The organism is Staphylococcus sp. 231237_7MaSpsaltlick, from assembly GCF_043107035.1.
The window spans coordinates 181,527-206,112 of record NZ_JBICNX010000008.1; the positions used below are offsets into that span (position 1 = coordinate 181,527).

Genomic DNA, 24,586 nt, shown 5'->3' on the forward strand with positions numbered 1-24,586 from the left:
TTTGTGATTGTTTTCACATTTATACGTAAAAATAGGGAATCCCCTTAGCTTAGTAATAAAGGGATTCCCTGTAATATGAATGATTAGAATGGTGGCTGACCTAATACTTCTTCATCAAACTTTTCTGGTATCAATACTTTTCTCATAATAACACCTAAGTCACCATCTTTATTCTCATGTTCTGCGTATACTTCATATCCACGTTTCTTGTATATATCCAACAACCATGGATGTTTTCTTGCTGATGTTCCTAGTGTTACAGCTGGTGCTTTTAATGTGTCTCTTAAGTATGTTTCTTCAACATATTTCAATAATTTACTACCTAAACCACGACCATCATAACTCGGCTTTGTCGCAAACCACCAGACAAATGGATATACAGAAATGCGTCGTTTTCCTTCCCATGGATAACGTACCGTAATGGTAGATATAATTTCTTTATCATTTTCAAGGACAAATGTCGTACTTGTTTTGATATTTTGTTCTACTAAATCGACGTCTGCATTGACAGACGGCCAATCAATGCCTAGCTCTCTAAGAGGTGTAAATGCTTCATACATAAGTCTTTGTATTTCCTCAGCATCGCCTTGATTTGCCACACGAATATTATATTCAGACATGTTGTCACTTCCTTATGCTAATATATTTATCGATACAAGTTATCATATACAATACACATAACTTCTATTGAATCATATGAATACAATATTGTTTATACTACTAGTAGTCAATTGAAACGTTTTAAATTGCATTAACAAATTTAATGATTCTGTATCACTATGCAATGGCTAGGATACATCAATATATATTTAGCTTCTCGCTCATCATCCTATAACTTCTTTCATTGCGTCTAAGCAGTAAATGACGTAAAATCAACATGTATCAATTTAAAGCACAAGTTCGTTGCAAAGGAGGCACAATATGAACACACAATTTTCTGTTGCCATTCATATACTTACACTATTAGCTACTGAACAAGAACCCGTTTCAAGTCAATATATAGCATCGAGTATTAATAGTAACGCTACACTCGTTAGAAAAATCTGTCGTTTCTTAAAGGAAGGTAATCTAATTGATAGTAGTCAAGGCGTTTCAGGTTACAGTTTGAAACAACCTGCAACTTCGATATTTTTGGGTCAAGTATTTCAAATTATTTTTGATGAAGAAACTCACTTTGCAAAAATTCATGGCAATACAAATCCAGATTGCTTTGTTGGAAAGAATATTAGCAGTGCCTTAGATTCTATCTATAGTGAGGTAGATCAAACTATACTAAATCAATTAAATCATTATTCTATCCAAGACGTAATTAACCGTTTCAATTAATAAATTCTAAATGAACAAAGCTAGACTATAGCACCCCACTACACAATAATGCGATGTTATAGTCTAGCCTTTATTTTTGTGAAGGAATATAAAAATGTGCATTCTCATAATGATATATCAATTGTGAACAATCAAAAGGGACGCCAGTCGTAGTATAAAATACCTGTTCATATCTTAAGCATGGCTCACCCGTTGATAAATTTAACAATGGCGCTTCCTCACTATTTAATTTATCGACAGTAAAGTAAATATCAGAAAATCCAATTTTAACCTTTATGCGTTGTTCTAAATATCTAAAAATAGACCCCTCTGCAATTGAAGTATCTAAATACAGCACAATATCTTTGTTGAAATAAGATTGTTCATAGCACAATACCTTACCATCAATATGCACAATACGTTCTAAGACATAAACTTCTGTATCTTTATCAAGCTTTAATTTTTGGCGAACTTCTTCTGGAGCGATGACTTCTTCTACTCTAATCACATCATTTGTAACTGAGTGACCCACAATTTCATCACTAAATCCACTTGATGAAAATAAATTTAAATAACCATCTCTTTTTGGATTACGAACATAAATACCACTGCCACGCGCTTGGTAGATTCTCCCTTTCTTTTCTAAAGCTTCTAAAGCTTTAATAATCGTACTCTTACTTACTTCATATTGAGCTTTCAAAGTCTCTACACTAGGTAGTTTATCTCCAGCTTGATAGTTACCTTCAGCAATATATGCATTGATTTGTAATGCTATTTGTTCATATTTGAGCATTCGTCTACCCCTCTTACATTAAAATTCAAACCATTATAACATGAACCTCATTTTAACACATCGACTATATTTTTGTTAGGGTCTTTACAAATTATACCGGTATAATTATAATGAAATAAATCGCTTACATGTGATGTGATTAATTTTTAATAATAAAAGGAGCTGTATCGAATGGCAGATAAAAACCAAGTGTTAGCGCAACAAATACTAGATGCTGTCGGCGGTGAAGACAATCTTGTTAACAGTACACACTGTGCAACCCGACTACGTTTAGTGTTAAAGCGCTCTATACCTGATGCTCATAAGAAAGTTGCCGCCATAGATGGCGTCGTTACCGTCGTAGAAAATAATGGTCAATTCCAAGTGGTCATTGGAAATAATGTCGGTGAAGTTTATAAATCATTTGAAGCATTAACGGGAGATAATGCAAATGCCGATTCACAACCTGAATCAGAAAATAAAGGTACTATTGTAAACAGAATTGTGGCAACTATGTCTGCAGTATTTGCACCTTTTATTTATATTTTAGCTGCCGCTGGTATATTACAAGGTCTGCTCATCGTGATCAATCTTATAGCACCAGCATTTAAACACACAGGAACTTATGAGGTGTTTAACTTTATTTCCTGGGCACCCTTTACATTCTTACCAATCTTTATCGCTATCACCGCTTCAAGACATTTCAACGTAAATATGTATATTGCAGTAGCTTGTGCTGCAGCACTTGTCAGTCCTGATTTAACAGGTATCGTAAGTAAAATACAACACGGAGAAAGCGTAAATCTATTTGGTATTCCATTGACCGAAACAAGTTATACGTCATCGGTGTTACCACCATTACTATTGGTGTGGATCCTTTCTTATGTTGAAAAATACTTAAATAAATGGATACATGATGTTGTTAAACCATTATTCACTCCATTTTTCAGCATTATCATTATGGTGCCATTGACACTATTAGTTATAGGTCCTATTTCAACTTTAGTTGCACACGGTATCGCTAGCGGCTTTAATTATCTCGTTGCCGTTGCACCTTGGTTAGCCGGCGCACTCATCGGCGGTTTCTGGCAAGTATTTGTAATTTTCGGTGTACATTGGGGTATTACGCCAGTGATCTTGGCTAATTTCGAACAACATAAGAGTGACGCATTCCAGGCCTTTCAAACTATCGCAGTAATCTCACAATTCGGAGCAGTAATTGGTGTCTTTCTCAAAGCAAAAAGCACTGAAATCAAACGTGTATCATCATCCGCAGGTATCACAGCAATCTTTGGTATCACAGAACCTGCCATGTATGGTATAAACATTCGCTTTAAAAAACCATTCCTTATTGCTTGTATTAGTGGTGCCATTGGTGCATTTGTTGCTAGTTTCTTTAATCCTAAGTACTATGCCTATGCAGGTTTACCAGGTCCAATCACAGTAGTCAATGGTTATAGCAGTGATAATCCAACTTCTATTTGGGGGATATTAATTGGGAGTGCCATTGCCATTATTTTACCTATTATATTAATCCAAATATTTGGTTATGGAGAGGATACTACAGAAGAAGTCGCCGATACAGCTGAAGATAATAATCCAAATGCGATTATCCTTGATGATAATTTAGAAACAACTGTATTTAGCCCAATTAAAGGTACTGTATTGCCATTATCTGAAGTTAATGATCCTATTTTTGCACAAGAAATGATGGGTAAAGGGTTAGCAATTCAGCCAAGTGAAAACACAGTTGTCTCACCAATCGAAGGTGTCGTCAGTATGATAGCACCTAGCAAACATGCAATTGGTATAACCTCTACGACTGGTGTAGAAATATTGATTCATGTTGGATTGGATACCGTTCAATTAAACGGTGAAGGCTTTGAATTACTTGTACAAGAACATGAAAAAATCGACCGTAATCAACCTTTATTAAATTTCAATAAGGAGCAGCTCGAACAACAAGGGTATGACACAGTCATTCCAATTATTATCACTAACTCTGGTGAGTTCGAAGAAGTTATAGTCAACGCCGAAGCATCTGTAACACACGAGGACAAATTAATGACTGTCATTAGTAAATAATATTAAAGGAGCTTGATTCATATGACTAAATTATCTAAAGACTTTTTATGGGGTGGCGCACTTGCTGCCAATCAATTTGAAGGTGGTTATGACCAAGGAGGTAAAGGCCTCAGTGTTATCGATGTCATGACAGCTGGTGAACACGGTAAAGCTCGAAAGATTACACAAGATGTCGATCCTAATGAATATTATCCGAATCATATTGGAATTGATTTTTATCACCGTTATAAAGAAGACATTGCATTATTCAATGAAATGGGACTTAAATGTTTAAGAACATCTATTGCGTGGTCTCGTATATTCCCAAACGGAGATGAAAGTGAACCAAATGAAGAGGGATTACAATTTTATGATAATGTCTTTGATGAATTATTAAAATATGGCATCGAACCAGTTATTACGCTCTCTCACTTTGAAATGCCTTTACATCTTGCTAGAGAATATGGTGGATTTAGAAATCGTAAAGTTGCAGACTTTTTTGCCCACTTTGCAGAAGTCGTATTCGAACGCTATAAGAATAAAGTTAAATATTGGATGACCTTTAACGAAATCAATAATCAAATGGATACTGATAATCCTATATTCTTATGGACGAATTCGGGTGTGCAAGTTGGTGAAGATGAAAATCCTGAAGAAATACTATATCAAGTTGCACATAACGAATTAATCGCTAGTGCTAAAGCAGTCAAAATTGGCAAAGCCATTAACCCAGATTTCGAAATCGGACTTATGATTTCACATGTAGCGATTTATCCTTATTCTTGCAATCCTGAAGATATGATGGAATCAGTAAAAGCGAACCGATTACGCTATTTCTTCCCTGATGTTCAAGTTCGAGGTTATTATCCTAGCTACGCAAATAAGATGTTCGAACAAAAAGGATATGACATTGGTTGGCAAGATGGAGACGACGAAATCTTAAAAGCAGGTACAGTTGACTATATTGGCTTTAGTTATTATATGACAACTGTTGTTAAGCACGACGCCGAAACATATACTGGAGAAAATGTTACCAATGGCGGCTTAGCAAATTCTGTTGATAATCCGTATATTACACAAAGCGATTGGGGTTGGGCTATCGATCCAACAGGATTAAGATATACCTTAAATGTCTTATATGATCGATATCAAATACCATTATTTATTGTAGAAAATGGCTTCGGTGCGATTGATGAATTTGATGAAAAAGGCGAAATACATGATAGTTATCGTATTGATTATTTAAAAGCACATATTGATGCAGCTATAAAAGCAGTTGATGAAGATGGCGTTGACTTAATGGGTTATACACCTTGGGGAATTATTGATATTATTTCCTTTACCACAGGAGAAATGAAAAAACGTTATGGTTTAATATATGTGGACAGAGACAACGCAGGTAATGGCACATTAGAACGTAAAAAGAAAGATTCGTTCGATTGGTATAAAAAAGTAATAGAAACGAATGGCGAAGATTTAGAAAGCTAATTAAATTCTTAAAATTTAAAACAACCAATTCAGTTAGATAATAGTTGAATTGGTTGTTTTATTATTATATTAATATATAGCTATCCAGCCTAGAATCACTGCTTGGATATTATGCATTGGCTTTAAATTTGCTTAAAACCTTTAAACCATATGCAAAAATACCATAACCTGCTAAAGTTCGTGTAAACCATTTGAATCCATGATTACTCATACATTTCTCATTTAATAGCAATGTTGGTATTAAAGTACTGAATGAATAAAGAAATAAAACTTTTACATAACGTTTATTCAAAGCACTCACCTCTTTTCACTAATATTATATCGAGAATAATTAAAAAAGAGGCAGTGTATTTTTAACATATTTTTGACATTTATAAGGTCTTAACTAACTTCTCTAAATTGTCAAAGGTACTATTCATACCCGCTTCAACTCCCATGTCGAGCAACTGTTGTGCCGATTGGGCATCTGGCAACACTGATACAGACTCAATTTCAGTTTCATCCTTATTAAGCTGATTAAATGTAATTATATTATGCATCCCCGCCATATTGTCCGCTCTATTTCCTTCACTGTCTGCAAAATAGTCATAATAATCGATTGTTGTTGGTGCTTTTACTTGCTTATATTCTGTAACCGTATAACTTGTACCTTCAGGTGTATGAATCGCAAAAAATGCGTCTCCACCATCTTGTACATTAAATTTAAATATTTCAGTAGATGCACCTTCAGGATGAAACCAAGCTTTAAATAATTGTTCATCTGTATATGCATTAAACAATTTTTCTGCTGATGTATTAAAAGTTCGTGTAAAAATAATTTTATTATTGTCTATTTTGATACTCATCTTAAGATTCTCCTTCATCCATAATGACATATGATGTCACTGTTTTAATCTTGGCATTTTTCTTATGACTTTCAAATTCAAAGAAATCTGCGAACCATAATTTCGAACCATCGCTTTGCAATTGTTCACCATGCATTGAACCTACCTTACCATGTGAAATATTATCGTTTATAACTATTTGTTTAATATCTACTTGATGTTCACTCAGTTCATCATAAAAGGCATCTAGACCTTTCAATTCAAATGCACCAGGAACTTTCCAAATAAAGTCCTCACTTAATACTGCTATCAGTTGTTCTTTATTTACTAATGCAGAAGCAATTAAAAAATCCAACATAATGCGTTGCTTTGGTGCATTGTCGCATTTTAAATCACCTATGAGTTCAAAGGGTAATTCGTGTCCTAATATATTTTTAAAGTCTAGACCATGTTCAGCTAATGCCTTTTCCAAAATATCAATCGCCTTAGGTCCAACACCATGAATATCTAATAGCGTAGTCTTATCATAGCGTGCTACATCTTCTAAACTTGAAATTCCTTGAGCTTTCAGAGCATTGGTTGCCGGTTTGCCTACCTTTGGTAAGTCCACTCCCATTGTATCTCCCCTTTCTTAAATAACTTATACCCAATTCATACGCTTTAATATGTATTAGAAAGTAAATAAAGTTAAAATTTTCTCCTACGAGCTATAAGCAATAAATTAATATTTATAAACATTGATTATTTATCCAAGCATTACTCATCTTACATAGCTAGTGATGAGTAAAGTATATTAGCTGTTATAGATTAACTAAATAACAAAACAGACTGGAACATGATATCAATGTCCCAGTCTGTCTAATTATTAATAACGAATGATTAAATTTTAATCTTCAAGCGCAAATTCTAAACTCACTTGGAAATGCACTTCTTTACCTAACATTAAACCACCTGTTTCTAATGGTTGATTAAATGTAATACCATATTTATCGCGGTCTACAGAACCATTAATAACGAAACCAACAGTTTCTGCACCATTCATTGGGTTTTTACTTTTACCTTCATAAGATAAATCAAATGTTTCCTCATTTGTTTCACCTTTAATTGTTAAGTTACCTGTTACTGATTGCTCAGTTGTATTTGTAATTTCAAATTTAATTTCAGGATATTTTTCCACATCGAAGAAATCTTCACCTTTTAAATGAGCGTCACGATCGGCAACTCGCGTATCGATAGAATCTGCTTTGATTGTAAATTGACCTTTAAGCGTGCTTAAGTCATTAATATCCCCTTCTGCTTGGGCATCAAAATCATTAAATCTACCTTTCACATTAGAAATCACTAAGTGTTTAATTGAAAATTCAATTGCTGAATGTGCTTGATCAAATTTAAATGTTGTCATAAATCTTACCTCCAAGTTTGTTGTATTATTAAGATACATTTATTATATCAAGTATATTTTGTATATCAAATATTACGCTCACTCTGTGTTGGTATTTTTTTATTCCCGTTAATTTAAATTTTACTCATTCAACTTTTCAATTATAGCTATATTCATAAACTGTCTTTAATATTAATGTGATAGCATATCTGTTTTAATTTCTTTGCCCGTTTGATTTTCAGGATAATAAGTTGGCCAATTATCTAATTCTTTCAATAATTTTTCACGATCATTCCCCATAAATATATGGAAATGTGCTGCCTTTTTCGGAGCTATATTATGATCACTAAATTGTACATACTTTGGCAGTTCTTGGTTGTCTTCATTTTTTAATTTAAATACATATCGGACACCACGGTTCCCTTTTTCATAATTCAATACTTCTTTTCCATCATATACATATTGACCTTCTATAGTTTTCCCATTCTTAGTAAAAGTGATTGAATCATCTGTGATTTTAAGGTTATCTACATCTGTTTTATAACCTTTTTCATAATATGCTTTATATTCCTTCTCACTCATTGAGTCATCTTCTTTAGCTTTATGCTTCATCACTTCATCAAGTGTGCCATTTTTTAACAGTGGATAAACTGACTTCCAATCTCCACTATAGTCAGCTAACGTTCTATCTTTTATTTGACTATCTTTAAAATAACCTTCAGAAATGGCTTTCTCATGTTTTTCATCATTATCTGGAGCTGAAGTTTTAACTTGCTGATTTAAAGCCTTCTCAATTTGTTCAATATTTTTGTCCATGAGTGATTGGAAAGAGATGTCCTTATCCTTCATCTGTTCTTTTGACATAGATTCCATATTATAGAATTTTAACGGTTTGGCTGAAGTTTCTTTTCTTATCGTATCAGTCACTTTATGCGAAACATTATCTTCATATAAGATATATTTCACTCCAGAACTTTTAATTTCTTTAACAATTTTAGTTAAATCCTTTTGTGATGGATCTTCAGCATTCATATTTTGAACACCTTTTTGGACAAAACCATAACGTTCAGCCAAATAACCGATTGATTCATGCGAAATAAATATCGTACTACCTTCTTTACCTTTTACAGTATTTTTCATTTTATTATCAATTTGCTTAAGATCTTTGTTTAATTGCTTATAATTTTTTTCATAATAAGCTTTATGTTGTGGATCTTTTTTCACTAATTCATCTTTGATTTCTTTAGCAAATGTTTGATCAAATTTAGGATCTAACCAAACATGGGGATCATAGCCTCCGTGATGGTGGTGACCATGCTCATGCTCGTGTTCACTATCTTCACCTTCATGATGATGTTGATCTGTTAATAATTGCGCCTTATCTAACTTCTCTTCCAAGGACAATTTTTTATCCTTATCTTTAATTGTTTTCGCAATTTTCTTAGAAACAGGATCTAAATTATCCCCTGTGTAAATAAATAAATCTGATTTATTGGTATTGATAATATCTTTTTGTGTCGGTTCATAATCATGTAAATCCGTTCCTGGTGGATATATTGATTTAACAGATACGTGTTTGCCCCCAATTTGTTCCGCAAAGGATTGCAAAGGATAAACAGTAGTATTTATTTTAATTTTATCCTTGTTCTTATCATCGGCATTCTCATTCCCACAAGCTGTTGCCAACAATGCTAACGTAGTGACTAAAAATAATATGTATAGTGATTTTTTCATAAAATCCTCCTCAAATAGTAATTATTACGATTTAAAATTATAGTCTTTCACACACTAAAAAGCAATAGCTCAAAGCAACTTTTTCGTAATTATTACGATTTAACGATTGAATGCTGATTTTTAAATTACACTTTTGAGCATTATTACGTAAGCTATAAATTTAAAAACCATTATTAGAACAATTATTTACATAATAAAAAAGTAGCAACTACTTTATAACTGTAAAGGTTGCTACTTTGATTACATACGCTATTCAATTGTTTCAATATATAGCTATCTTTATACTGTAAGCTAATCTGTTAATAACTTTTCATAACTGCTAAATTTATATGGGTCTTTGAGTTTTTCACCTTTGACATAGATTGTTGGTGCCGTGTCGATATGATTTTTCTTATATTGTTGTCTATCTTTCTTTGCTGCTTCCCATGACTTACTATTTTTCTTTTTATAATCATCTTTGATTTTCACTTTAGTTTGATTATCAATATTTAATTTATCAATTTGTTTATCTACTAATTTAGTAGTAATCCAAGCCTTTTCATTATCTGGTTGTTGCTCAAACATAAGTCTTTGAAATGTTAAGTATTCCTTTGGTGCTATGCTTTGTACTGCATGCCCTGCTCTAGATCCAATGATAGAATCTTTGCCCAAAAATGCCATATTAACAAATTGATAATCTACCTTACCTTTATCAATATATTGTCGTTTTAATTTCGGCATAATTTTATTTTCTACCTTTTTACAATAAGGACATTTATAATCTCCATACTCAATAATACGGATTTTCCCATTTTTATCAACTTTATCATTTTCATGCACATTTTCATTATTACCACAAGCCGATAGTAATACGATAAGCATAATTAAACCTAAGCTCATCCATAATTTTTTCATAATTGTTGTTAACACCTCGATTGTTATTTCTTAACAGTTCGCTATTTATTCGTTTAGATTCATATTCTCTTCTTCATAATCAGCGTCATCTTTATGTTTTTGGTAATAACCTTTTGAATTAAAATCTTTTACATATTTCGCTTTTCCATCTTTAAATTGATACGTATAATAATGTGCTTCCGCATCATTCTTTAATGGTTTATATGCAATCATCACATACTTGCCATTTTCAAAAACATAAATATTGGCATCTTTTTTATCAAATTTCTTATCAACATCTGCTTGATGATTTTTATGTAATTTCTTTTGGAATGCTTGTTGCTTATTAACTGCTTTATCTATTTTGTCTGCATATTTCCCACTACTACATGCAGTAGCAACGATTAGAACGGCTATTGCCATTACGAATAATTTTCTCATAATAAAACATCTCCTATTACTCTTTACCATTCATCTTTTATACATTTTAAATCCGTATGTATTATCATACAATGAATATGTTATTTCTTCTATAGTAATTTACCTTTCACTTAAACACATGATGAACCTCAAACTTTAGTAGTAAGCACTAGGTTATAAAATGCTATTACAAATCATATTTGGTATACTAGATATATGTCAATCAACTTAATAAGAATTTTTTAAGTTGACTTTTTAAGGAGGAAAATAAACTATATGCAATTTGTGAACATTACCCCCGAGGAGTTCGAACAATTTACACAAAATAACTTTTCTCATTACACACAAACACGTGTTTATTTTGACTCTCGCGAACAAAAGCAAGGCGATGCACATTTACTTGGAGTAAAGAATGATTCAGGTGAAGTTTTAGCAGCCGGCATGTTTACCGAAGCACGTGCCTTAAAATATTTTAAGTATTTCTACAGTCAACGTGGTCCTGTGATGGATTACAATAATATTGCCTTGGTAGACTTTTACTTTAAATCTTTGACTACGTATTTAAAGGAACATAACTGCCTTTATGTCTTATTAGATCCTTATATTTTAGAAAATATACGTAGTGCAGATGGTGAAATTTTAAAGTCATTTGATAACAGAACTTTAATTCAAACATTGGATAAACTTGGTTATCAACATCAAGGCTATAGTGTTGGATATTCGCAAACAAGTCAGATTCGTTGGCATTCTGTGTTAGATTTAACAAACAAAACGCCGAACCAATTGCTGAAAGAAATGGATTATCAAACACGCCGTAATATTAAACGTACTGAAGAGATGGGTGTTAAAGTAACTACGTTACCAATCGAAGAAACTGGACGCTTTTTCAAATTATTTAAAATGGCTGAAGAAAAACACGGATTTTCTTTCCGTGATGAGCCTTACTTTGAAGAATTACAAAAGGCCTATAAAGGTAATGCATTTTTACAACTTGCATATATCGATTTAAATGAATATATAGCTGGTTTAAATGATAAGCTGGCTAAGTTGCAAAGTGAATTAGCTGAAGTTGAAAATGCCCTACAAGAAAGTCCTAATTCAAAGAAACAAAAGACAAAACGAACACAGTTAACGCAACAGCTTAACAGCACTCAGCGTAAAATCGATGATACCAATCAAACGATTGAAACGGATGGTGCAATTCTAGATTTAGCTTCTGCTATTTATATTTATAATGATCATGAAGTTTATTACTTATCTAGTGGTTCAAATCCTAAGTATAACGCTTATATGGGCGCATATAAGTTACAGTGGGAAATGATTAAATTTGCTAAAGCTCATAATATCGATAGTTATAATTTCTATGGTATTACTGGTGACTTTAGCGAAGATGCTGAGGATTATGGTGTTCAGCAATTTAAGAAAGGCTTTAATGCTCATGTACATGAGTATGTTGGTGATTTTATCAAGCCAATTAATCCACTTGCTTACAAAATTGGTACATTAATTGGTAAGCTTTAACAAAGAAGTCAAACTAAAAGAGAATATTTAAATTTGCTGTCGATTGAGGTAAAGCTCATCGACAGTTTTTTTATGAAATGAGCTACGATGGTCGATACATATTTGTTTAAAGCCATTTTATAGGTTCATGTTGTCCATATGACCTGAAAGTCACCTACAGTCTTTGGCATTGTACTATTCCTACAAGAGACAACAACTATTTATTTTATATTTTTTTCACTGCGCTTTCTTCTCGTATAAAAAAAACAAGGTCAGCAAAAACTCTGACCTTGTCATATGTATACTTTATTGTTACTAAAGTTATGCACACTATCAATTAACTTATGCGCTTTATTTTTATAGCTAATGCACCATGTTCAAGTTCCTCAGACTGCGAGTAAATTTGATAAATTGCAGCTAATTTTTGTGATAGTTGCATTTCTTCTCGTACACCGATATCTTGATTGCTATAGTCCTTCAATAATACTTGAAAAGATGAATAAAGCTTGGTTTGTAATACAGTTACTTTCAACTGCTCTTCAGTCACTAAATTTGTAAATAAAATTTCGTCACCGCTTTGAACTTGTTGTCTCTTTTCATCATTGAGTCTTATTTCAATTGTCTTAATCCCATTTTTAATTGCTTGAAATGGTTCATCATTCAATTTCATCGTGTGTTCCATTGTTTGCACCACTCTTCAATATTAAATTACATTCATAGTTTCTTAATAATTATAATGAGTTAAAAAATAGCCGATATACCTTCTTAAATAGTATAACAGAAGTTACATCAGCTATTTTATATTACTCAATTTATTATATTATTCTGCTTCTAGTTTTTTCTTACTTTTTAGCATAAAGACACAAATAAAACTAATGACAGAGATGATAATTGCAAACCAAAATGCCCCGTGATATCCACTTAATAGTGCATCATGTTGTATATTCATCGCCATTTCTTTCTTATTCATACCTTTATAATTACTCATTTCTGGTGTGAAGTTCTTAGAAACTTGGCTCATAGTTGTAACTAGTCCAGCAGTACCGATTGACGCAGCAATTTGTTGTACTGTATTGGTCATTGACGAACCATGTGCGTTCATTTCTTGTGGTAGTTGGTTCATTGTATGTGTCATTAACGGCATTAAACTTAATGCGATACCAATCATTCGCACTGCATAAACAATGGTAAGCATGAGTGAAGAACTATGCTCATCCATAATGACAAAGTATGAACTTGTTACGATAACAATAACCATACCAAAAATACCCAGAATTTTTGCACCAAATTTGTCGAATAAAATACCTGATAGCACTGACATAATCCCCATAACGATAGCGCCAGGTAATAGTATTAATCCTGATTGTAGTGCAGTGTCTTTCATTATATTTTGAACAAACATAGGTAAGATTGTTTCTGAACCAATCATTGATACCATGGTAAAGCCCATGATAATAATACCTACAGCGAATTGACTGTTCTTAAATACTGAAAAGTCAAGTAGCGGTGTAGTTAGTCTTGTTTGTCTGAAAATAAATGCGATAACTAAAATAATCCCGCCAATCATTGTTGTTAATACTACCGGGTCGTTCCAACCATCTCTTGAGATTGAACTCGTACCGTATAATAAGCCACCAAAACCTAAAACTGATAAAAGAATTGATAGTATATCGATAGGTACACGTCTATTAGTTCCTACATTTACTACATATTTCAATGAAGCCAAGAATGTGAGTGCTGCTACCGGAGCAACAACATAAAATAATGCTCTCCATTCTAAATATTCAACTAAATATCCTGATAATGTCGGACCAATTGCTGGTGCCAAACCAATTACTAAACCAAATACGCCCATGTACTTCCCACGTTCATGAGGTTCAAACACATCTAATATCGTTGTCATCATTAATGGCATCATGATTCCTGATCCTAAAGCTTGGATGATTCGCGCGATTAACAATATTTGGAAATTAGGACTAAATGCCCCAATAATTGTTCCAACAAGGAAAATAATTATTGCAGTTAAAAAGACTTGTCGCGTAGAAAATCTCTGAATCACCATTGCAGATAATGGAACGACAACCCCGTTAACAAGTAAAAATGCAGTTGTTAACCATTGTACTTTTGTATAATCTATGTCAAATTCTTTCATTATACTCGGCAAAGCAGTTGTGAGTAGCGTTTCATTAAGTAAACCAAAAAAGCCACCAAATAACATTGTGATAACCATTATGATTCTTGTTTTTTGAGTCATATACTTCTCCTTTTCCTATATAAACTATCTCATCCCATAGGACAACATAACTATGAATTATACATATTTTTTAGTTTCAATTCATTTGATAAGCATTTAATACCTATTATTTTTTAAAAAATAACTACATTTTCATAAATCGTAATCATTACTATTTACATTTATACTTTCTTCCTTCATAATAAAGTCAGGTTAAGGAGGTCATTTAAATGAAATTAGATTTACAAACTGCACGTCGTAATTTGAATAGTCCAAATATCAAAACACGAAAGCGTGCGTTAAAAATTATCAAACAGCATAAACGCAACAAATAATCCCTCACTTTATTATTTATCCTTATTTTCTCTATATTTAGTTAAGTACTTGTAAAAATTATGTGAAATGCATATTTGACGTGTATAGTTTATCCACTAACTTAATAAAGGTAGTTGTTATAACTCATAACGTACATAAATATTACCTTTATTGATAATTAAAAAGTACCCTTGAATATCTTTGAATTGGATATGCACCTCAAGAGTTGGACTCAAAACTAACTATTAAGGTTCTGTACAATTGCAAAGTAATCAGGGTACTTTTTTAAATTGTGTAGCTAATAAACTTTATTCTTTAAAGATAATATTTATCTATGACTTTCAAATCATCTGTTAAGTCATATATTAAAGGGGCACCTGTTTTAATTTCATAACCTATAATATCTTCATCAGATACATCTTCTAAGTATTTAATTAATGCGCGCAATGAATTACCGTGAGCAGAAACTAATACCGTCTTTCCATCTAACAATTGTTGTGAAATTTGATCATTCCAATATGGTATGACACGTTCCAATGTATCCTTTAAACTTTCAGATTCTGGCATAATTCTTCTATCTAAATGTTCATACTTTTTATCATTTAAATATGCATCTCTTTGTTTTTCACTTTGTTTCGGTGGTGCAATATCATATGAACGTCGCCATTTATGAACTTGTTCTTCACCAAATTCTTCCTTCGCACTATCTTTATTTAAACCTTGTAACCCACCATAATGACGTTCATTTAACCGCCAAGTTTTTACAACAGGAATAAAGAGTTGATTTGATTCTGATAATAAATGGTACGTCGTTTTAATCGCTCTTTCTAATAGTGATGTGAAGACAATATCTATTTCTATATTTTGGTCTTTTAACTTTTGACCTGACGTTATTGCTTCATTACGACCTTGATCAGATAAATCAACATCTGCCCATCCAGTAAATAGGTTCTGGGCATTCCATTCGCTTTGTCCATGTCTACATAAAATTAATTTTGGCATATTCTGCATACACTCCTCTAAAAATGGTTTTAAACGATATTTACAGAAATATTACATTTATATATCATTCATTTTCTCTCTATATTAACGACTATACTGTCAGTTATTCCCGTTTTTATCATCATTACTACACATTAATATTATAACAATTTACACTACATAGTGAAATAATTGTATTCTTTTCTTCATAAATGAAATTCTTTTTTTATTTTTCTGTAACCTAGACGCTGAATTTTGATGTTATAGTGAATATCGTTAAATCGAAACAAGCATTAAGCCAAGACAAAATTCAATTCAACATTATGTGTTTAATAATCCATATAACGCGAACGAGTTAGAGTTAATTTTTAGGAGGATATTTTATAATGAAAAAATTATTATTAGCATCATTCGCATCACTTACTATTGCAGCTACAGGTGTGGGCGCAACTGCAAACATTTCAACTGCTGACGCTGCTGAAACTGCTACAACGAGTCAATCTACAAATGAAGTTTACAACGAATTCATTCAAGCTGGTGGCACTAAATCACTTTGGGACAATGTAGTGATGCCAGAATCAAGTGGTAACCCTAATGCAGTAAATGAACTTGGATATAGAGGTCTAGGTCAAACTAAAGAAGCTTGGGGTACGGGTTCTGTTGAAGAACAAACTAAAGGAATGATTAACTACGCTGAAGAACGTTATGGTTCTATTGATAATGCAGTACAATTCCACATTGCTAATGGTTGGTGGTAAGATTCACTAACAGTTATTTAATATTCATTACTATTAAATACAATTAAATAATATATAGTTCCGGACACAATAACTATATAAAATTTTTAATTACAGCCCTCTAAAAAGATTACAATCGTCTTTTTAGAGGGTTTTTATTTATTAGTTTTTGTATTATTGTTGCTCGCTTACCTAGGGGGCTGGGTCGTGCCTTGGTCTCGACACTCATCCTGTTCCCTCAGGTGTCTCGCAAACAATACAGATAAATAATTCGATTTTCAACTATAAAATTGGAGCTATTTCTTTTCATTCACTCTATTTTATATAGCTTTCTTTATGGTTGGGTGTCTTTTATTAGTTTTATACTTTTGTTGCTCGCTTACCTAGGGGGCTGGGTCGTGCCTTGGTCTCGACACTCACCCTGTTCCCTCAGGTGTCTCGCAAACATTTCAGATAAATGATTCGATTTTCAACTATAAAATTGGGGCTATTTCTTTTCATTCACTCTATTTTATATAGCTTTCTTTATGGTTGGGTTTCTTTTATTAGTTTTTATACTTTTGTTGCTCGCTTACCTAGGAGGCAGGGTCGTGCCTTGGTCTCGACACTCATCCTTCTCCCTCAGGTGTCTCGCAAACAATACTCTGTATTTAAAGATCATACGTTATAAAATACCACTCCCCTCGTATAATATAATCCAAGAAAAAAAGACAATTTCTATATAATTTAATAGAAAATGTCTTTTTATTGGCTAGTGACCTTGTAGCCCAAACCTATATTAACTTTATTAACTGCAGTCTTATTGATTTATTTATATAATCTAACTTTTAATTTGGCTCTTGAATTGATTGGGGTTCAGGGTGGACATATACTGATGATATTCCCTTTTCATGCATATGTTGTTCAACAGCATCACAAATATGATGCGCATCTTCCAATGATAGATTAGATTCAACTACAATCGTTACATCTACAAAAACACTACTTCCATGATAGCGACCTTTTATATTTTGAACATCTATTACGTCTTTAACATCTAGAACATAATTTCTATAATCTTCTAACTCTTGTTCATTAAAACCATCACTTAATGTAAATATAGACTCTTTAAAAATGCCATAACCTGTATATATAATTAATAAGCCCAATACTGTTGCTAGTATTGTATCGATTATAGGTAATCCAAATTGAGTGAACACCAAACCAATTGCTGTTCCTATACTTACTAGCGCATCGGATAAATTATCTTTAGCTGCTGAATTAAGCGAACTACTATTAGTACGTTTAGCCAGTCTTTGATTAATCACATACACACCCAACATGATTAATCCACTTATTACACTGACATAAATTGTGACGATATTTGGTGTGTGATGCTCATTAGAAAATATATGTGGTACGTTTTCTATTACTACTTGGATACCTACAAACATAATAATAAATGATACTAATAATGTTGAAATATTTTCTGATTTCAAATGTCCATAAGGATGATTTTTATCAGCTGGTTTGATAGAAATCTTCAAACCAATAATAACTGCTAAAGAAACGATGATATCCGTCATATTATTTAAACTATCTGCCCTTACTGCTGCTGAATTGTATAAGTAACCTACGATATACTTAGCTATAGATAAAATAATATATACAACCAAACTGAGATATGCACCGCGTTGAGCAATTTTCAAGTTTTCCAAATGAGACATGACATAAACCACCTTAATTATTATTGGATATATATTATCGCTTATTACTAGCATATTTACAACATTTTTTATTCAAAAATTATTTAATAATTTATAACAAAATATTTTTTTAGCCTTTCCTAAATAATAATATTAAATTGCACAAAAATAAAAGGAGTACTAACCTATATTAGTTTAGACTCCTTATGCTTCATCTCTTAAAATATACTTTGATAAAATAAATGTTATAGGAATTGTGATGACCAATCCTACAAAGGGCGCAATTACGGAAGATACCTGAAACCATTGCACAAAAATATATAATAATAGCGTCTGCATTCCCATATTGATAACTTGTGTAATTGGAAATTGAATAAACTTTTTCCATGTCGGTGTTACTTTATATACAAAGTAGCAATTTAAATAATATGAAATAATAAAACTCACAATAAATCCTGTTAAATGGCTTATTAAATAATTCAATCCTAATATTTTCAATAAAAATAAATACACAATGTAGTAGTCTATTGTATTAATTCCACCGACAATAATAAATTTTATGATTTCCAAATGTGTTTTTGTTAAGTTCATTGTTCTACCTCTTTAACATAGTCTTTGAATTATTGACTATTTTTGTTAACTTTAAACATTTAGTGAATTCGATGTCATTTGTAATTTATTACTTATTTAAATGCTCAAATTTAGTGAATATTAGCCTTTATTTTATACCTTTTACCTATCTTCATTTTCAAAAATAATGTCTGTAAATTATCTCCATATATGAGATAATTACCTAGTTACAAAGTTATAAAACATGTATATAATAGAGCATTAGAAAGTATGACAAAGGAGCCCATGAAATGGATAAATCTTCAAATCGTCAGTTACCTATTATGATTATCATCGTACTGGGTATCATGACTACCTTTGGCCCATTGACGATAGATATGTATGTTCCGTCGTTGCCAAGTGTTCAAAGTGATTTTAGTACAACTGCTTCCGAAGCGCAACTATCACTATCATTTGCCATGATTGGTTTAGCAATCGGACAATTTACATTTGGACCACTATCTGACGCATTCGGCCGTAAAAAAATTGCACTTATAATCATTTCCATCTATGCTATTGCATCATTTATCGCAATCTTTACTACATCCATGACCTTGTTATTAGCATTACGTTTAGTCCAAGGTTTAACAGGTGGTGGTGCCATTGTGATTGCAAAGGCATCAATTGGTGATCAACATAAAGGTAAGACCCTTGCCAAAGGATTAGCATCCTTGTTAGTCGTTAATGGGATTATAACGATTCTTGCACCATTAGTTGGAGGATATGCCTTAACAGTTGCTAATTGGCAAGCTATATTTTTAATATTAACTATTGTAAGTATAATCATACTGGTTTTTGCTATTTTCAAAATGGAAGAAACACGTAGTAATGATCTATCAAAGTTAAATTTTGGAGCTATATTTAAAGACTTTGGCACGTTATTAAAAACACCAGCATTTATTTTACCTATGTTATTACAAGGTTTGACTTATGTCATGCTGTTTAGCTTTTCATCAGCCGCTCCATTTATCACTCAAAAAATTTATGAACTGACACCTCAACAATTTAGTGCATTATTTGCTGTAAATGGTATTGGCTTGATTATTATGAGTCAAGTAACTGCTAAACTAGTCGAAAAAATAAGTCGCTACGTTCTGCTTATTGCTTTGACAGCAATACAAATAACAGGCGTAATCTTAATCATTATTACGTTAACAATGCATTTACCAATTTGGGTGCTCATTATTGCATTTTTCTTAAATGTTTGTCCGGTTACTGGAATTGGACCACTTAGTTTTGCACTAGCAATGGAATCTCGTACTGGTGGAAGTGGTAATGCATCTAGTTTATTAGGTCTCTTCCAATTTATTTTAGGCGGTGTAATGTCACCACTAGTTGGGTTAAAAGGCGAATACAATACGATGCCATATATTACGATTTTAATTATTACTACTATTTTTATAATCGGCTTAGAAATCGCATTAAAGTTCGTACAAAAGCATAAAACATTATAATATTGAAAGTGAATTTAGACATGTACAGGTATTTAATAAACATGTCTGAATTCACTTTTTTATTCAGCATCGTTACTTGAAATCTTGAAACATGAGGGTGAATACACAAGTAACAAAGCTTACATTCATGCTTGTATTTATTCGCTATTTTATATCATTGAACAAATCACAACATATCGTTTATTGCCAGCTATCTGATGATGCATTTTAATATATAAAATCATATAATAGCTATATAATATAGATGGATTTTAGAATTAACCTAGCTGAGCCAAGGAGTGAATGGACATCATGAAGAAAGTAAGTTTAGCAGTAAAACCTATTAGTCAATTATTCCCTATCCCTATGATTATGGGCTGCGAAGGTGTTGTGTCAGCTATGATGCTTCAATATAATTACATCAAAATACCTGCCACACAGATTATGAAACACTGGCCAAAGCACGACAATAATCCCTATAAAGGGTATGTTGGACATCATCTCTGGATCAAATTTGGATATCATCAAACTATCTTTCCTACTGCCTTGGTTCCACATTTACGACATTATCATCCAAATGTAGTGGATAGTACTGGAAATACGCTATCTGATTTGTGTAACATATTAGATCATGGTCAACCTGTAGCAATCTACCACACAGTACTTGGTCAACGTCCATATCGACGTACATTTAAAATTGATAATCGCCCGACTAAATTTGTATCTAATATTCACATTACATTGTTGGTTGGCTATGATGATACGCATTATTATTATATTGACCCATTATGGTCACACTTTTCAAAATTTATAATTCTTCCTGCACTTATTCCAAATAAATTCCAACTTATTAAGATTGAAAAATCAAAGTTAGAAGCAAGTTATGATGCACCTGGTAGAATGAGTTTTTATATAGATCACCTAAGCCAAGGCGTATAACCCTAGAAAAATCCACCCCAAAAGAATGTTTTCGTCCTTTGAGGTGGATGTTTTCATAATAATATACCTATTGCTATGACTTACTATTCGAAAAGGTCGAACCTATATCTCGACGCTTATTCAACTTTCTCGAAGTCTGGCTCATAATACAATTAACGTACGTCTCAGCATTAAGTACGACATAAAATCAAACACTAAATTGATACAATGCATGACGTATTTCGTTCTCAATATCAGCAGTTCTCCATTCACGCGAATAACCTAAGCAAGGGCAAATGTAAGTCACACCTTGCTCTTTAAATGAATTTCTAAAATGTACATGCCCCATAATACTGTATTTAATATTATAGCTTTGATAAATGCTTTCAAAATCCGAAGTGCCAATAAATGCATTGAAATAATCAAATATTCTATGTGGTGTAGGTACTGCAAATTTTGGATGTGTAACAATATGTGTCATGAGTATAATCTTTTTTTGTTTAACTTGCTCTATATCTTTAATCGTTTGGTTTGCTGCTATCATCGACAATTTTCTATCTTCAATGGCCCAATCAATTTTAACTTTATCTTGCCAAGTAGCACCATAATATTTCCTTTTGGCAATTTTTTCTAATGAAAATTTAGGGTCTGCATATGAATAATCATACCAACCTGTATTACCAACAATGGCCCAATCATCATTTAAATGGTATGGCTTACCGATCGAACATTGCTCCATACTCATATAAAATTGTAAAATGTCTGATGATGTTGCATCGGCCTCTGTCGTCCAATAATCGTGATTTCCAGGTATAAATAATACTTTAATTGCCGCCAGTTGCTCTAAATTATTAATAAATTTTGCAGTTAGTTTATAATGGTTGGAAATATCACCAGCAATTAACAGTAAGTCTAACTCTCGAGTTGTTATCACTTTGACCAATACTTGTAAATAATCGTTAGGTTCTAACTTTTGATGTCTATCAATATGTAAGTCAGAAATCACACCTATATTCATGCTTCATCACTTTCCTTCTACCTTTTAGCACACCTATTATGACATAATTACACTATTAATAATATCAATTTAACTTTAATGAAGAAGCTATATTTATATGTTTATTGCCATCAATATATTTATAATTTTATTACCTATATATTGTGAAAAATGGTAAAATTTAAAACAACAAAAAACACGAAGGACGGGTATCATGACTTTACTAGAAGCTTTTTTAATTTTTATTGTTGCTGTTGTCATCAGCTCCATTTTACATAATAAATTCCCCAAAATACCTACAGCTTTCATCCAAATCGCATTAGGTGTGGGACTTTATATATTGCCTATACCAGTTCACTTTCAGTTTGATTCTGAAGTGTTTATGATGGCAGTTATCGCCCCATTGCTATTCGTTGAAGGGGCCCACGTTTCCCGAACTAAATTACTCCAATATCGAAAACCCATAATTCTAATGGCTATGGGTCTCGTATTTACAACCGTCATTGGTGTCGGCTACTTTATTCATTGGATTTGGGCAGACTTACCAATGCCTGCTGCCTTTGCTATTGCGGCAATCCTTTGTCCTACAGATGCAGTTGCTGTGCAAGCAATCACTAAAGGTAAGGTATTGCCTAAAGGAGCCATTTCAATTTTAGAAGGTGAATCCTTACTAAATGATGCTGCAGGTATCATATCTTTTAAAATTGCTGTTGCTGCTTTGGTAACTGGGGCATTTTCAGCATTTGACGCCATAGAACAATTTATTATTTCGACTATTCTAGGTGTATTAATCGGTATCATCGTCGGATTTCTCATTGTTAGATTACGTATCTTCCTTTCAATGCATAAAGGATTAAAGGATAGTAATACAATGATATTCATCCAATTATTAACACCATTTGCCGTATATTTAATTGCAGAGGTTGTTCATGCGTCAGGCATTATCGCTGTGGTTGTGGCAGGTTTATTACATGGTTTTGAAAGAGACCGATTAATTCGTGCACAAACCGAATTGCAAATGAACTACAATCAAATATGGAATACATTAAGCTATGCATTAAATGGTTTCGTATTTGTAGTACTCGGCTTTATTGTTCCTGAAGTAGTTGGCGAAATTGTTAATAAAGAACCTGAGAACATTAAATTCTTGATCATAACAACATTGATGATTGCTTTGGCAATTTACGTTTTCCGCTTTATTTGGGTATTTATTTTATTTAAGACATTCTATTATCCAAACAATATACAATCGTATTTAAATGACCAAACAGAATCTCCACCAACACGTTTGCATTATGCATTTATTATGACGATGTGTGGTATTCACGGTACAATTTCATTATCTATGGCCTTGACCTTACCATCACTACTATCTGCTAATGTTAAATTTGAATTTAAAAATGATTTGTTATTTATTGCGTCATTGATGGTATTAATTAGTTTAATACTAGCACAAATTGTGTTGCCTTTAATTACGCCTTCAGAACAACGCGTTGAATCAAAATCTATGTCTTACCCAGCAGCTAAGACCTATATCGTAGAAAATGTCATCAGTTATTTAAAACGATGTTCAAAAGAAGATAAAACTGTGAATTATAGTCCTATTATCTCGGAATATTTTGATGAGTTATTCTTTTTACTACAGATGACACCAGAAAATAAAAATACTAAAGAAGTTAAACGATTAGAACTGTTGGCAAGTGAAAAAGAGACTGAAGTTTTAGAGAAACTTATTGAATCTAATAAAATTGATAAGCAGACAATTTTTAATTATCGTTCTGCTTTAGAATCTTCAAGACAATATAAAGAAGCTACTGCACTACAAAAGTTAAAAGTATTTGCTAAGATGCTTATATTAAGGGTTAGAGCTAAAAGAAAAGTGGATCAAAGTCAAATTGACCACTTTAAATCTAGCATCCTTGAAGTACAAAAGGTAATGCGAATTGTACATCATCATGTCACATTAGCACTAAAAGCTGAGCAAAATAAAGATAACGTATTAGAAGTCAGTATCGTATTAAACCAATATTACTCTCGACTACGTAACATACGTCGTCGCCGTCAAAATAAACAAAACTATCCTGTAGTTGCTTCAACTCAACCGTTAAAATTAGAAAGTTTATATCTACAAAGACATTATTTAGATGAGCTTATTAGTAATAAGCAAGTAGATGCAACCGTAGCTGCTCAAGTGAGGGAAAATATAAACTACAATGAGATCGTTATTGCAAATGAAAAATAAAATACAATAAAGTATATTAAAGCACAAATGCTATGGCACTTTTGCAGAATTCATTATTTCGAATTTATGCAAAAG

Annotated in this window: 24 protein-coding genes; 9 read left to right on the forward strand and 15 right to left on the reverse strand. The window is 32.4% G+C overall.

What is annotated here, in order from left to right:
• Window positions 1–83: 83 nt before the first annotated feature.
• Window positions 84–620: a GNAT family N-acetyltransferase gene (locus ACF91D_RS16875; protein WP_042739271.1), complete on the reverse strand. Its 537-nt coding sequence runs from the start codon at window positions 618–620 to the stop codon at window positions 84–86.
• Window positions 621–921: 301 nt separating this feature from the next.
• Between ACF91D_RS16875 and ACF91D_RS16880 the strand changes: the two genes are divergently transcribed.
• Window positions 922–1,326, forward strand: coding sequence for an Rrf2 family transcriptional regulator (locus ACF91D_RS16880; protein ID WP_042739270.1), 405 nt, complete (start codon window positions 922–924; stop codon window positions 1,324–1,326).
• Between the two features lie 70 nt (window positions 1,327–1,396).
• Here ACF91D_RS16880 and ACF91D_RS16885 read toward each other — a convergent pair whose 3' ends face one another.
• Window positions 1,397–2,098, reverse strand: a complete 702-nt coding sequence (locus ACF91D_RS16885; protein ID WP_042739269.1) for a GntR family transcriptional regulator — start codon at window positions 2,096–2,098, stop codon at window positions 1,397–1,399.
• 171 nt (window positions 2,099–2,269) lie between these two features.
• On the opposite strand from ACF91D_RS16885, the gene ACF91D_RS16890 reads away from it, so the two are divergent.
• Window positions 2,270–4,162, forward strand: a complete 1,893-nt coding sequence (locus ACF91D_RS16890) for a beta-glucoside-specific PTS transporter subunit IIABC (RefSeq protein ID WP_107526744.1) — start codon at window positions 2,270–2,272, stop codon at window positions 4,160–4,162.
• A gap of 21 nt (window positions 4,163–4,183) precedes the next feature.
• Complete coding sequence (locus ACF91D_RS16895) at window positions 4,184–5,629, forward strand: 6-phospho-beta-glucosidase (protein WP_107526743.1); 1,446 nt, start codon at window positions 4,184–4,186, stop codon at window positions 5,627–5,629.
• 109 nt (window positions 5,630–5,738) lie between these two features.
• On the opposite strand, the gene ACF91D_RS16900 is transcribed toward ACF91D_RS16895, so the two are convergent.
• The 7 genes from ACF91D_RS16900 to ACF91D_RS16930 all read right to left on the reverse strand — a co-directional run bounded on the left by ACF91D_RS16900 (window position 5,739) and on the right by ACF91D_RS16930 (window position 10,882).
• Window positions 5,739–5,921, reverse strand: coding sequence for a hypothetical protein (locus ACF91D_RS16900; RefSeq protein WP_042739266.1), 183 nt, complete (start codon window positions 5,919–5,921; stop codon window positions 5,739–5,741).
• Between the two features lie 79 nt (window positions 5,922–6,000).
• Window positions 6,001–6,474, reverse strand: a complete 474-nt coding sequence (locus ACF91D_RS16905; protein WP_042739265.1) for an SRPBCC family protein — start codon at window positions 6,472–6,474, stop codon at window positions 6,001–6,003.
• 1 nt (window position 6,475) lies between these two features.
• Window positions 6,476–7,069 (reverse strand): helix-hairpin-helix domain-containing protein, encoded by a 594-nt coding sequence (locus ACF91D_RS16910; protein WP_107526742.1) that lies wholly within the window; start codon window positions 7,067–7,069, stop codon window positions 6,476–6,478.
• 270 nt (window positions 7,070–7,339) lie between these two features.
• Window positions 7,340–7,855 (reverse strand): YceI family protein, encoded by a 516-nt coding sequence (locus ACF91D_RS16915; protein WP_107526741.1) that lies wholly within the window; start codon window positions 7,853–7,855, stop codon window positions 7,340–7,342.
• Between the two features lie 171 nt (window positions 7,856–8,026).
• A complete protein-coding gene (gene adcA / locus ACF91D_RS16920; protein ID WP_119624446.1) occupies window positions 8,027–9,568 on the reverse strand; it encodes a zinc ABC transporter substrate-binding lipoprotein AdcA in 1,542 nt (513 codons plus the stop codon).
• A gap of 291 nt (window positions 9,569–9,859) precedes the next feature.
• Window positions 9,860–10,462 (reverse strand): DsbA family protein, encoded by a 603-nt coding sequence (locus tag ACF91D_RS16925; protein ID WP_107526739.1) that lies wholly within the window; start codon window positions 10,460–10,462, stop codon window positions 9,860–9,862.
• Between the two features lie 45 nt (window positions 10,463–10,507).
• Entirely contained in the window at window positions 10,508–10,882 is a 375-nt protein-coding gene (locus ACF91D_RS16930; RefSeq protein ID WP_042739260.1) for a cystatin-like fold lipoprotein, read from the reverse strand.
• 255 nt (window positions 10,883–11,137) lie between these two features.
• On the opposite strand from ACF91D_RS16930, the gene ACF91D_RS16935 reads away from it, so the two are divergent.
• Window positions 11,138–12,382 carry an aminoacyltransferase gene (locus ACF91D_RS16935; RefSeq protein ID WP_107526738.1) on the forward strand — a complete coding sequence of 415 codons (1,245 nt, stop codon included), beginning with the start codon at window positions 11,138–11,140 and terminating at the stop codon, window positions 12,380–12,382.
• Window positions 12,383–12,698: 316 nt separating this feature from the next.
• On the opposite strand, the gene ACF91D_RS16940 is transcribed toward ACF91D_RS16935, so the two are convergent.
• The gene (locus ACF91D_RS16940; RefSeq protein ID WP_232161465.1) at window positions 12,699–13,043 is read right to left on the reverse strand and encodes an ASCH domain-containing protein; all 345 of its coding nucleotides are present in this window, start codon (window positions 13,041–13,043) and stop codon (window positions 12,699–12,701) included.
• 138 nt (window positions 13,044–13,181) lie between these two features.
• Window positions 13,182–14,615, reverse strand: a complete 1,434-nt coding sequence (locus ACF91D_RS16945; RefSeq protein WP_107589250.1) for an MDR family MFS transporter — start codon at window positions 14,613–14,615, stop codon at window positions 13,182–13,184.
• Window positions 14,616–14,824: 209 nt separating this feature from the next.
• Between ACF91D_RS16945 and ACF91D_RS16950 the strand changes: the two genes are divergently transcribed.
• Window positions 14,825–14,929, forward strand: coding sequence for a putative metal homeostasis protein (locus tag ACF91D_RS16950; protein ID WP_107513352.1), 105 nt, complete (start codon window positions 14,825–14,827; stop codon window positions 14,927–14,929).
• A gap of 295 nt (window positions 14,930–15,224) precedes the next feature.
• Here ACF91D_RS16950 and ACF91D_RS16955 read toward each other — a convergent pair whose 3' ends face one another.
• Window positions 15,225–15,911, reverse strand: a complete 687-nt coding sequence (locus ACF91D_RS16955; protein WP_107527981.1) for a 2,3-diphosphoglycerate-dependent phosphoglycerate mutase — start codon at window positions 15,909–15,911, stop codon at window positions 15,225–15,227.
• A gap of 365 nt (window positions 15,912–16,276) precedes the next feature.
• On the opposite strand from ACF91D_RS16955, the gene ACF91D_RS16960 reads away from it, so the two are divergent.
• Window positions 16,277–16,648: an aggregation-promoting factor C-terminal-like domain-containing protein gene (locus ACF91D_RS16960; protein WP_107513351.1), complete on the forward strand. Its 372-nt coding sequence runs from the start codon at window positions 16,277–16,279 to the stop codon at window positions 16,646–16,648.
• Window positions 16,649–17,454: 806 nt separating this feature from the next.
• Here the strand turns inward: ACF91D_RS16960 and ACF91D_RS16965 are convergent.
• Both ACF91D_RS16965 and ACF91D_RS16970 read right to left on the reverse strand, forming a co-directional pair.
• Window positions 17,455–18,333 carry a cation diffusion facilitator family transporter gene (locus ACF91D_RS16965; protein WP_107513350.1) on the reverse strand — a complete coding sequence of 293 codons (879 nt, stop codon included), beginning with the start codon at window positions 18,331–18,333 and terminating at the stop codon, window positions 17,455–17,457.
• 183 nt (window positions 18,334–18,516) lie between these two features.
• Window positions 18,517–18,903 (reverse strand): GtrA family protein, encoded by a 387-nt coding sequence (locus ACF91D_RS16970; RefSeq protein WP_107527705.1) that lies wholly within the window; start codon window positions 18,901–18,903, stop codon window positions 18,517–18,519.
• Window positions 18,904–19,172: 269 nt separating this feature from the next.
• Between ACF91D_RS16970 and tcaB the strand changes: the two genes are divergently transcribed.
• Both tcaB and ACF91D_RS16980 read left to right on the forward strand, forming a co-directional pair.
• On the forward strand, window positions 19,173–20,375 hold the full coding sequence (gene tcaB / locus ACF91D_RS16975; RefSeq protein WP_042739252.1) for a putative multidrug effflux MFS transporter TcaB: 1,203 nt from the start codon (window positions 19,173–19,175) through the stop codon (window positions 20,373–20,375).
• A gap of 291 nt (window positions 20,376–20,666) precedes the next feature.
• The gene (locus ACF91D_RS16980; protein ID WP_107513254.1) at window positions 20,667–21,293 is read left to right on the forward strand and encodes a C39 family peptidase; all 627 of its coding nucleotides are present in this window, start codon (window positions 20,667–20,669) and stop codon (window positions 21,291–21,293) included.
• Between the two features lie 187 nt (window positions 21,294–21,480).
• Here ACF91D_RS16980 and ACF91D_RS16985 read toward each other — a convergent pair whose 3' ends face one another.
• Window positions 21,481–22,290 (reverse strand): metallophosphoesterase, encoded by an 810-nt coding sequence (locus ACF91D_RS16985; protein WP_107527704.1) that lies wholly within the window; start codon window positions 22,288–22,290, stop codon window positions 21,481–21,483.
• Window positions 22,291–22,483: 193 nt separating this feature from the next.
• On the opposite strand from ACF91D_RS16985, the gene ACF91D_RS16990 reads away from it, so the two are divergent.
• Complete coding sequence (locus ACF91D_RS16990) at window positions 22,484–24,511, forward strand: cation:proton antiporter (protein ID WP_119624445.1); 2,028 nt, start codon at window positions 22,484–22,486, stop codon at window positions 24,509–24,511.
• The last annotated feature ends 75 nt before the right edge of the window (window positions 24,512–24,586 follow it).

Bases quoted from the DNA above. Each gene is read 5' to 3' on its own strand.
- tcaB (WP_042739252.1), top strand. From the start codon at position 19,173: ATGGATAAATCTTCAAATCGTCAGTTACCTATTATGATTATCATCGTA.
- ACF91D_RS16955 (WP_107527981.1), bottom strand. From the start codon at position 15,911: ATGCCAAAATTAATTTTATGTAGACATGGACAAAGCGAATGGAATGCC.
- ACF91D_RS16970 (WP_107527705.1), bottom strand. From the start codon at position 18,903: ATGAACTTAACAAAAACACATTTGGAAATCATAAAATTTATTATTGTC.
- ACF91D_RS16965 (WP_107513350.1), bottom strand. From the start codon at position 18,333: ATGTCTCATTTGGAAAACTTGAAAATTGCTCAACGCGGTGCATATCTC.
- ACF91D_RS16950 (WP_107513352.1), top strand. From the start codon at position 14,825: ATGAAATTAGATTTACAAACTGCACGTCGTAATTTGAATAGTCCAAAT.
- ACF91D_RS16885 (WP_042739269.1), bottom strand. From the start codon at position 2,098: ATGCTCAAATATGAACAAATAGCATTACAAATCAATGCATATATTGCT.
- ACF91D_RS16990 (WP_119624445.1), top strand. From the start codon at position 22,484: ATGACTTTACTAGAAGCTTTTTTAATTTTTATTGTTGCTGTTGTCATC.
- ACF91D_RS16905 (WP_042739265.1), bottom strand. From the start codon at position 6,474: ATGAGTATCAAAATAGACAATAATAAAATTATTTTTACACGAACTTTT.
- ACF91D_RS16880 (WP_042739270.1), top strand. From the start codon at position 922: ATGAACACACAATTTTCTGTTGCCATTCATATACTTACACTATTAGCT.
- ACF91D_RS16910 (WP_107526742.1), bottom strand. From the start codon at position 7,069: ATGGGAGTGGACTTACCAAAGGTAGGCAAACCGGCAACCAATGCTCTG.
- ACF91D_RS16960 (WP_107513351.1), top strand. From the start codon at position 16,277: ATGAAAAAATTATTATTAGCATCATTCGCATCACTTACTATTGCAGCT.
- ACF91D_RS16935 (WP_107526738.1), top strand. From the start codon at position 11,138: ATGCAATTTGTGAACATTACCCCCGAGGAGTTCGAACAATTTACACAA.
- ACF91D_RS16895 (WP_107526743.1), top strand. From the start codon at position 4,184: ATGACTAAATTATCTAAAGACTTTTTATGGGGTGGCGCACTTGCTGCC.
- ACF91D_RS16940 (WP_232161465.1), bottom strand. From the start codon at position 13,043: ATGGAACACACGATGAAATTGAATGATGAACCATTTCAAGCAATTAAA.
- ACF91D_RS16915 (WP_107526741.1), bottom strand. From the start codon at position 7,855: ATGACAACATTTAAATTTGATCAAGCACATTCAGCAATTGAATTTTCA.
- adcA (WP_119624446.1), bottom strand. From the start codon at position 9,568: ATGAAAAAATCACTATACATATTATTTTTAGTCACTACGTTAGCATTG.
- ACF91D_RS16875 (WP_042739271.1), bottom strand. From the start codon at position 620: ATGTCTGAATATAATATTCGTGTGGCAAATCAAGGCGATGCTGAGGAA.
- ACF91D_RS16980 (WP_107513254.1), top strand. From the start codon at position 20,667: ATGAAGAAAGTAAGTTTAGCAGTAAAACCTATTAGTCAATTATTCCCT.
- ACF91D_RS16945 (WP_107589250.1), bottom strand. From the start codon at position 14,615: ATGACTCAAAAAACAAGAATCATAATGGTTATCACAATGTTATTTGGT.
- ACF91D_RS16925 (WP_107526739.1), bottom strand. From the start codon at position 10,462: ATGAAAAAATTATGGATGAGCTTAGGTTTAATTATGCTTATCGTATTA.
- ACF91D_RS16930 (WP_042739260.1), bottom strand. From the start codon at position 10,882: ATGAGAAAATTATTCGTAATGGCAATAGCCGTTCTAATCGTTGCTACT.
- ACF91D_RS16890 (WP_107526744.1), top strand. From the start codon at position 2,270: ATGGCAGATAAAAACCAAGTGTTAGCGCAACAAATACTAGATGCTGTC.
- ACF91D_RS16985 (WP_107527704.1), bottom strand. From the start codon at position 22,290: ATGAATATAGGTGTGATTTCTGACTTACATATTGATAGACATCAAAAG.